Genomic DNA, 6,097 nt, shown 5'->3' with positions numbered 1-6,097 from the left:
CGGGGGTTCGAATCCCTCTTCACCGACCACATTAAGAAAGCCTGCTCATTGAGCAGGCTTTCGTCGTTTCAGAACATGGGATTAGAACCTAGGTGGGGCTCGCCGATGTTCGAAATAAGCTCTTCACCGTCACATTGAAAAAAGTCGTAGCACTCTCTGTAATAGAAGGGACTACGGCTTTTTGCGTTCTGGTATATGTGTCACTCAATAGAGCGACGAAGGAGTGAGTCGGGAATCTCTGTTGTTCTAAACACCAAGTTTAGATACAAGGATTGACCCAATAAGCCAGTCCCCAAATTATTTACTTAACATCACACGTGATGTCTTTTATCGGTGTTTCCGAGGTAACAAAACAAACATACGCTTTCGCTCGCTTATTAGGGCCTATTCGAATGTAACCTGCCTTTACTTCATCTTCATCAAACGTCACCGAGTGAGAGCTTCCCGTTTGGTTGTCGTAAAAGTTTGCTTCAAAATTGTTGTTCATTTGGCTTGCGATACGGTTTCGTGTTGTAGATGTTGTGAACGTAATATTGGCGCAGCGCATCGGTGGTTTCTCAGTAATCAAAAACTGTCCGCTTTCTTTATCTAATACACCGCCTTTGGTATCCGGTTGTATGTCTATTGCCTGAAACTGTTCGATGGTGCATGTTTCTTTGGCTGAGGCTATTGAGGGCATCAGCATCGTGAGGGCTAAAGGGAAAGCAAAAAGTACTGGTTTCATTAGAACAACGCCATAGGTAAAAAGAGCGAAAGATAATAGCACCGCAACGGTGCTATTAAATGTAAAGATTCTGTTATTAAGGAAATGCTTTTATAACGAAAACTAAATGAGGTTGAGCATCGTTAGCTTTTTGGGCTAGCCTCGAATTGACATTGGGCTGGTTGACTTTGTGATTGCTGGATGACACTGAAGCCTTTCTTTTCTAATAACTGTATAAGGTTACCTTCTCCAATTAGGTGCAAGGTACCAACCACGATCAAGTAGTTCCCTTTAGACTTAAGTTTCCAATCATTGGAGGATAGTTTGTTTACCCAATCTATGTTGCGATCGGTTAAGAATGCTTTCTCAAGTTCAGGAGACATCTCTGATAGCTCTGAGAAGGCTTCCAGCTTCGCTAAATCACCCGCTTTCCAGCTTTCAATCAGACAATGAACCACGCGATCAGTTTGGTCAAATTCTTCAAGGCTACTGACTAACCACTCTTTACCGTCGTCCTTTTGTTTTGTCATCAGGTCTATTTGGAATTGCAGAGGCTCCAAACTGATAACCGGAACATCTTGGGTAGTCGCTTTGTTCGCTAGCGTCGCATCAACGCCGCTGGCGGAGCCATAACCAAGGTTTTTTAACTGCTGCATTTGTATGGAGAGAGAAGTTGCCCAAGGCGGTGAGCTAAGCAGTTGTTGCGTCGGCATGCCCAATGATTTTGAGATGTCGGTTAATAATTGCAGCTGTTGTTCATTGAGTACATCGGCAGTTGTGAGTTTGTTGCGGGGATATACAACGCCATCAGACTTTCTGATATCCGTTTCGATAATTAAGCCATCACTGTTTTTTAGCGCGTCGGTGATCGCCGAAGGAAGGGGGTACATACTCTCGTCTCCAACGTGCACAGAACCTAAGATAGTGAGTGTCAGATCCTCCTTTTCTGCTTGCCAATAAAGGGGCTCGGCGACCGCTTGCCTAGCTGAAAAAGCGAGAACGAATAAAACCATGTACCAGAGTGGGCGCAAAGGGAGCTCCTTTAGGAAGTATTAAACTCGTTAAAATCGATTTTGACGGTGTTTTTTAACGGTTTTTTTTGAGAACGATGTCACGTTGTTTGTACGAAAAGTATAACAACCCGAACAAACTCTTAAACCTTTCTCTCTATCAACGACACGATTTTATGAAATCCTTTAAAAAGATTGTGATTCAATTCTCAATTTTTACGTCAAAATAAAACTGACGGAAGTGCCGTTAATTCTAACTTAATGATTTTTATATAATTAATTTTATCGCTGATTTTGAGATTTGAAGCTGATCACTTTATTAGCTTGATTTAATTCACGGTAAAAAATAAGCCCATATAGTTTAGCTAACTTTCGAAGCGCTCCAATTTGCTTCTTACTCAATTTTTAAATTTATGGGTGAATACGATGTTGAAGAGAAACTTACTATCTGTAGCGGTACTGGCTGGTTTGGCGGGTTGTGCTGTGACACAAGCACCAGAACAAAAAGTAGTGAATGCACTGGCTGACAATCTTGGTGTTCAGTACGAAATTCTAACTAACCATGGTGCGAATGAAGGCTTGGCTTGTCAGGACCTAGGTGCTGAATGGGCGTCATGTAATAAAGTGAACATGACGCTAACCAATGACGGTGAAGCGATTGACTCTAAAGATTGGAGCATCTACTTCCACAGTATTCGCCTTATTTTAGATGTTGATAATGAGCAATTTAAGATCACTCGCGTTACTGGTGACCTTCACAAGCTAGAACCTACTGAAAAATTTGACGGCTTTGCGGCTGGTGAAGAAGTGGTTCTTCCTTTAACGAGTGAATACTGGCAACTGTTTGAAACTGACTTTATGCCAGGTGCATTCGTGACGGCGCCAAACGCAGAACCTAAGATGATTGCATCATTGAATACAGAAGATGTTGCATCGTTCGTAACCGGCCTTGAGGGTAATAACCTTAAGCGTACGCCTGATGATAATAACGTAATGGCGACAGCGGTGACGCGTTTTGAAAAGAATGCTGATCTAGCAACTCAAGATGTATCAACAACGCTATTGCCAACGCCAATGTCGGTAGAAGCGGGTGAAGGTTCAGTAAGTATTACTGGTGGTATTGCTTTACCAAAAGACGCATTCGACGCTGATCAGTTCGCTGCAATTGAAGAACGTGCAGATGTGGTAAACGTAGATGTGAGTGGTGACCTTCCTGTAAGTGTTGTCGTTGTTCCTACTCAGTTGACGGGTGATTTAGCAAAATCTGGCGCTTATGAACTAAGCATCTCGGAAGAGGGGATTGCGATTAAAGCGTTTGATAAAACGGGTGCTTTCTACGCAGTTCAGTCTATTTTTGGCCTAATAGATAGTCAGAACGCTGAATCATTACCACAACTGTCAATTAAAGATGCGCCGCGCTTTGATTATCGTGGTGTGATGGTGGATGTTGCTCGAAACTTCCACTCAAAAGATGCCATCCTAGCAACGCTAGATCAAATGGCGGCATACAAGATGAATAAACTGCACCTTCACCTAACGGATGATGAAGGTTGGCGTTTAGAAATTCCAGGTTTACCAGAGCTAACGGATGTAGGGTCTAATCGTTGTTTTGATTTGGATGAACAAAGCTGCTTACTGCCTCAGCTAGGTTCTGGTCCAACAACAGACAACTTTGGCTCTGGTTTCTTTAGTAAAGCGGATTACGTCGAGATCCTAAGCTACGCTAAAGCGCGCAGCATCGAAGTTATCCCTGAAATTGATATGCCAGCACACGCTCGTTCAGCTGTGGTATCAATGGAAGCGCGTTACACGCGTCTCATGGCGGAAGGCAAAGAAGCAGAAGCGAACGAATACCGCTTGATGGATCCACAAGATACATCGAACGTAACCACGGTTCAGTTCTACGATAAGCAAAGCTTCATTAACCCATGTATGGAGTCATCAACTCACTTCGTCGATAAAGTGATCTCTGAAGTGGCGGCAATGCACCAAGAAGCGGGCGTACCGCTAACGACTTGGCACTTCGGCGGCGATGAAGCGAAAAACATCAAGTTAGGCGCAGGCTTACAAGATATTAATGCAGAAGATAAAGTGGCTTGGAAAGGCAACATCGATTTGTCTAAGCAAGATAAGCCGTTCCAACAATCACCACAATGTCAGTCATTGATCGCTGATGGTACTGTAAGCGACTTCGGTCATCTGCCAAGTCACTTTGCAGAGCAAGTATCTAAGATTGTTGCTGACAAAGGCATTCCTCACTTCCAAGCATGGCAAGATGGCTTGAAATACAGCGAAGGCGAGAACGCATTTGCAACCGAAAGCACTCGCGTGAACTTCTGGGACGTTCTTTACTGGGGCGGCACTTCATCTGTATACGATTGGTCAGCGAAAGGGTATGACGTGATTGTCTCTAACCCAGACTACGTATACATGGATATGCCATACGAAGTTGATGCAGCTGAGCGCGGTTACTACTGGGCAACACGTGCAACCGATACTCGTAAGATGTTTGGCTTCGCACCAGAAAACATGCCACAAAACGCAGAAACATCATTAGACCGTGATGGTAATGGTTTCTCAGGTAAAGGTGAGATTGAAGCGAAACCTTTCTACGGTTTATCTGCGCAGCTTTGGTCTGAAACAGTACGTACTGACGAGCAATATGAATACATGGTGTTCCCTCGCGTACTAGCAGCAGCAGAACGCGCATGGCACCGAGCAGATTGGGAAAACGACTACAAGGTTGGTGTTGAATACTCTCAAGAAACTAACCTAGTGAACAAGCAAGCGTTGAACAGCGACTTTAATCGCTTCGCGAATATTCTTGGTCAACGTGAGCTAGCTAAGCTAGAAAAAGCGGGTATTGATTACCGACTACCAGTTCCAGGTGCGAAGGTTGTTGACGGTAAGCTAGCGATGAACGTTCAATTCCCAGGTGTAGAGCTGCAATACTCTGCTGATGGCGAAAACTGGCTAACGTACGATGAGCAACAACGTCCATCTGTTTCTGGTGAGACTTACATCCGCTCTATTTCAGAAAGTGGTGAGAAAGTAAGTCGAGTGACCTCAGTTAAATAATCGATAAGCACTATTAGTAGAAGAGCTCCTGACCTTTATCTTATTCAAGATAAAACGGGAGCTCTTTTTGTTTACTGCGAATTAGGTGTTTATCCAAAACTGAAACATATAGAAATCGCCTTTGTTCATATCATCAACAATGCACATAAGGTGACCTTAATCCCAAAAGTGACGCGCTTCTCATTATTCTCTTCAAAAAATAAGTCCCCTGTAAAAAACTCTAAATCAGATGTGATTCAATTATCTAAATCTAATTTTTCTTCGTGAAATAATGTGATCCCGATCTGTATATTTCTCCATCTTGAGTTTTTTATCAATTTTTATGTTTTTAAGTTGTTGATTTTAATGTGTTAAATAACTTGTCTTTTTTTGATAGTGAGAGGGATCACTCTGTTGTTCTTTTTATTTTGAAACGCAAATTAATTCGAGCAACATAGATTTCATGCCAGGGAGGCGACCAACTACTCAAGCGCTGAAGGTGAATGATGTACCGAAGATATGCCGCTGAAAAAATCAAACTAAGGCAGTTTACTATGAAAAAAATTATCGCTCTAAGTGCTCTTTCTCTTGCTTTCGCTTCTAGTGCTTTTGCTGGTTCTTCTTACGTTACAGGTAACGTTCAATTTCACTCTGATTTCCAACCAAACGCGACGTCAACTCTAGAAGCGGGCCACACGTTTGACTCTGGTACAACGCTACTAACAGAGTTCGATGGTATCTCTCTTGGTAAGTACGACAATGATGCAATCCAAGACAGCGGTCTAGGTAACTCTCCATACATCACTCTAGGTGTTGAGCAGATGTACAACATCAATGACAACCTATGGGTTGCTGCGGGTTACCACCACTTACTAAACAACGGTGAAACGGTTCAGTACCGTCCATTGGTTAAGATCGGCTACAACTTCGATAACGGTATCTCTATTAGTAACCGTACTCGTTACCACGCAATGGAAGACAGCAAAGCTGATGACCAAACTCGTTTTGACAACCGTATCGGTTACGCAGTAAATGCTGAACTAGCGCTTAGCTACAACAACGTATACGTAATCAGCGATGCTGATAACACAATGGACCACGAGCTTCGTGCTACATGGACTCGTCAAGGTGTTCAACCTTACTTTGAGTACCGTAACCAAGCTGACAATGCTAACAACGCATTCGTATTCGGTGCTTCTTACGGCTTCTAAGCTGATTCACTTGGCTGTTTAGTCGATTAGATTATTGGCCAAGTGAGCTTCTTCGTTAATTAGCTTTTTGTTAAATAGCGTATTCGCTAACTAGCGACGAAAATACAGCGGCACTA

At 43.0% G+C, this 6,097-nt stretch carries 4 protein-coding genes; 2 read left to right on the top strand and 2 right to left on the bottom strand.

The window, feature by feature from the left end; translation table 11 throughout:
* Positions 1–301: 301 nt before the first annotated feature.
* Together A142_RS00725 and A142_RS00720 are read right to left on the bottom strand one after the other, a co-directional pair.
* On the bottom strand, positions 302–724 hold the full coding sequence (locus tag A142_RS00725) for a hypothetical protein (protein ID WP_019824163.1): 423 nt from the start codon (positions 722–724) through the stop codon (positions 302–304).
* A 122-nt stretch (positions 725–846) separates the two neighbouring features.
* The gene (locus tag A142_RS00720; protein ID WP_019824162.1) at positions 847–1,734 is read right to left on the bottom strand and encodes a TraB/GumN family protein; all 888 of its coding nucleotides are present in this window, start codon (positions 1,732–1,734) and stop codon (positions 847–849) included.
* Between the two features lie 405 nt (positions 1,735–2,139).
* Here A142_RS00720 and A142_RS00715 point away from each other — a divergent pair, with 405 nt between their 5' ends.
* Together A142_RS00715 and A142_RS00710 are read left to right on the top strand one after the other, a co-directional pair.
* On the top strand, positions 2,140–4,791 hold the full coding sequence (locus A142_RS00715) for a beta-N-acetylhexosaminidase (protein ID WP_019824161.1): 2,652 nt from the start codon (positions 2,140–2,142) through the stop codon (positions 4,789–4,791).
* A gap of 533 nt (positions 4,792–5,324) precedes the next feature.
* Complete coding sequence (locus A142_RS00710) at positions 5,325–5,981, top strand: oligogalacturonate-specific porin KdgM family protein (protein ID WP_019824160.1); 657 nt, start codon at positions 5,325–5,327, stop codon at positions 5,979–5,981.
* Positions 5,982–6,097 lie beyond the last annotated feature (116 nt).

Origin of the sequence: Vibrio splendidus 12E03 (assembly GCF_000272105.2) — a bacterium.
In the GTDB taxonomy this organism is placed as follows: domain Bacteria; phylum Pseudomonadota; class Gammaproteobacteria; order Enterobacterales; family Vibrionaceae; genus Vibrio; species Vibrio splendidus_I.
This window is presented reverse-complemented; position numbering and strand designations above follow the sequence as displayed.